General features: G+C 42.2%; 4 protein-coding genes. All 4 read left to right on the forward strand.

Annotated features, from left to right (window positions below):
- The first annotated feature begins 64 nt into the window (after positions 1–64).
- The 4 genes from AC1DPZ_RS25325 to AC1DPZ_RS25340 all read left to right on the forward strand — a co-directional run bounded on the left by AC1DPZ_RS25325 (position 65) and on the right by AC1DPZ_RS25340 (position 2450).
- Complete coding sequence (locus AC1DPZ_RS25325) at positions 65–397, forward strand: hypothetical protein (protein WP_477408704.1); 333 nt, start codon at positions 65–67, stop codon at positions 395–397.
- Positions 398–570: 173 nt separating this feature from the next.
- Entirely contained in the window at positions 571–1152 is a 582-nt protein-coding gene (locus AC1DPZ_RS25330; RefSeq protein ID WP_477408706.1) for a Crp/Fnr family transcriptional regulator, read from the forward strand.
- Positions 1153–1272: 120 nt separating this feature from the next.
- Positions 1273–1689, forward strand: coding sequence for an ABA4-like family protein (locus AC1DPZ_RS25335; protein ID WP_477408708.1), 417 nt, complete (start codon positions 1273–1275; stop codon positions 1687–1689).
- Positions 1686–2450, forward strand: coding sequence for a hypothetical protein (locus AC1DPZ_RS25340; protein ID WP_477408710.1), 765 nt, complete (start codon positions 1686–1688; stop codon positions 2448–2450). The genes AC1DPZ_RS25335 and AC1DPZ_RS25340 overlap by 4 nt, the downstream gene beginning before the upstream one ends.
- Positions 2451–2565 lie beyond the last annotated feature (115 nt).

Here is a 2565-nt window from a genome sequence, read left to right on the forward strand (position 1 = left end):
ATATTTATGTTTGCCTGGATGTAGCGCTTAGGGCCACCTTATCGTATTAGAAGAAAAAGCCGGTATGAAAAAAATATTTCTCCTGTTAAGTTTAGGATTGATTGTTTTTGGTTGTAAAAAAAGCAACCCTAACCCCGGCAAAAGCCAGGGGGTAATAATTGGCTACGACCTTAGGTTATGCCCCAGCCCCATGTGCGGAGGCCTTGAAATAACTATTAAAGACGATACAGCTAAAAACCCGCCACCCTTTTACAAAATTAATTCGACACTACAACAGTTGGGTATCAGTGAAAATACCGCATTCCCTATAAATGTTAATTTGAATTGGAAACACGATACCTTACCGTATGGCGCTTATAACTACATAGTTGTTTCGCAGGTAAAGATTGTTAAATAGCTGTTTCACCAACAGATCATCCATGGCATTCAAACGCCATATAATTTCACGTCATGACGCAAGCAAAATAAGCAAGTCTTCCTGTACCGGGATTGAAAGTTTTGCAATTATCCGTGTATATTTGGTATAGCTGCTCCGGGTGTCTGGCCATTGATGAGCGCTGACCATTCCATATGTACGAAATTATTACGCTATCATTACGTAGTCTTGTTGATTTTAACGATGAAGAGCTTTTTTTGTTTATGCAAAGGCTTAAGCCGGTAAGCTTAAAAAAGTATGCTTTTTACCTAAAAGAGGGCCAGGTTTGCAAAAGCATGGTTATTGTTTATAAAGGCGGACTAAGGTATTTTTCGCGGGGCGAAAAGGGCGACCACACCATTGGGTTTGCTTTTGAAGGCGAATGGATTGGTGATTACGAAAGCTTTTTATTACAGACTCCATCGCCCGATTTTATTGAGGCCCTTGAAGATTGTGAACTGTTTACCCTGGGCTATGCCGATATGCAGGCTTTGTACCAGCACAGCCAGCGCTTTGAAAAATTTGGGCGCATTATTGCCGAGAAACTTTTTATTGGTGCTGCCAAACAAAACCGTAATTTAATGATACAATCGGCCGAAGACAGGTACCAGGAATTACTAAGCACCCAGCCCCATATATTTGAAAGATTGCCGCAGCACCTGATTGCATCGTACCTGGGCATCCAGCCTCAAAGCCTCAGCCGCATCCGGGCCAGGCTTTTAAACACCAAAAATTAACTTAGGTTAATAAATCAGCTGCTCTTTTTAACCTCGAATCATTTTTGGGCAAAGCTATTAACGTCATTTTTGTGCTGTGCATTTTAAATGCGCCGCGGTATCAAATAAATCAAAAATGATATGAATCCAACACAGGTTTTTTCGGCAGTTAGCACACTTGCAACTTTGCAATGGCTGTTATTAATAACGCTTCCAAAATGGAAGGTAACTCAGTGGTTAATTAAGTATGCTGCTGTTCCCTTATTGCTGGCTGTTATTTACTGCATTTACGTTGCTGGCTTTTTTAGCGTTCATGGTGGTGGATTTGGGTCGATACAGGAGGTGCGTACGCTTTTTAGCAACGATAACCTGCTGCTTGCCGGCTGGGTGCATTACCTGGCTTTTGATTTACTTATAGGCTTCTCTATCATCCAATCGGCACAAACAAGGGCGGTTTCTCACTGGCTGGTAATCCCCTGCCTGGTACTCACATTTATGTTTGGGCCATGTGGCTACCTGCTTTATCAAATCATTATTAAAATTAAAACCACCAAATGAAAACCTTACTTACCCGGATCAGGAATATAAGTCCTGCTTTTTATTATTGCGGTTTAGCGCATTTTATGCTGTTTGTGCTGATGCTCATCATCGCTCAGTTTGATCACCGGCAGCTGATGGGGATCAATTTATGGATCAAGCCTATGAAATTTGCCTTATCCATAGCTATTTACAGCCTAACGTGGCCGCTGTTTTTACAATATCTGCCTTTTGACCGGGTTAAAAAAAGATTCATAAACTTTAGTGTATTTGCCCTCTCGTTCGAGATGGTTTGTATTGCTACACAGGCCGCAAGAGGGCAACTATCGCATTACAACATTACCGGGCTTTATAACAACCTGGTGTTTGGCTTAATGGGGGTAGTTATTGCTTCGCAAACACTGTTTGCGCTTTATATTGGGTTCATGTTTTTTAAAGTAAAGGCCGTGCAAATACCGGCAGCTCTATTATGGGGTATCCGTTTAGGGATAATTATGGCAGGTGTTTTTGCTTTTGAAGGTGGTATAATGGCCAGTCGGCTGGCGCATACCGTTGGCGCCAGCGACGGCGGACAGGGCCTGCCCTTTTTTAACTGGAGCCGGATAGCGGGTGATTTACGGATAGCTCATTTTATGGGTTTACACGCTTTGCAAATTGTGCCCTTATTTGCCTTTTTAACCTGGTTTAAAAACGCGGGAGCAACCATCATTTTCGCAGCAGCATATTTTGTATTAATATCCCTGCTTTTGTACAATGCCATGCTGGGCAGGCCTTTGTTTTGAAGGAGGTTGCAAACTGCCTATATTTTCTCTACAAAGTTTTTGCTCCCGGGAGCAGCGACCTTTGCGTTTGTATATTATTAAAAAACATATTTGCCCTTAATCCTGCCCTTACCAC

It is taken from the genome of Mucilaginibacter sp. P4_G9 (genome assembly GCF_056400985.1).

Coding starts and splice junctions, on each gene's coding strand:
- AC1DPZ_RS25325 (WP_477408704.1), top strand. CDS start 65: ATGAAAAAAATATTTCTCCTGTTAAGTTTAGGATTGATTGTTTTTGGT.
- AC1DPZ_RS25330 (WP_477408706.1), top strand. CDS start 571: ATGTACGAAATTATTACGCTATCATTACGTAGTCTTGTTGATTTTAAC.
- AC1DPZ_RS25335 (WP_477408708.1), top strand. CDS start 1,273: ATGAATCCAACACAGGTTTTTTCGGCAGTTAGCACACTTGCAACTTTG.
- AC1DPZ_RS25340 (WP_477408710.1), top strand. CDS start 1,686: ATGAAAACCTTACTTACCCGGATCAGGAATATAAGTCCTGCTTTTTAT.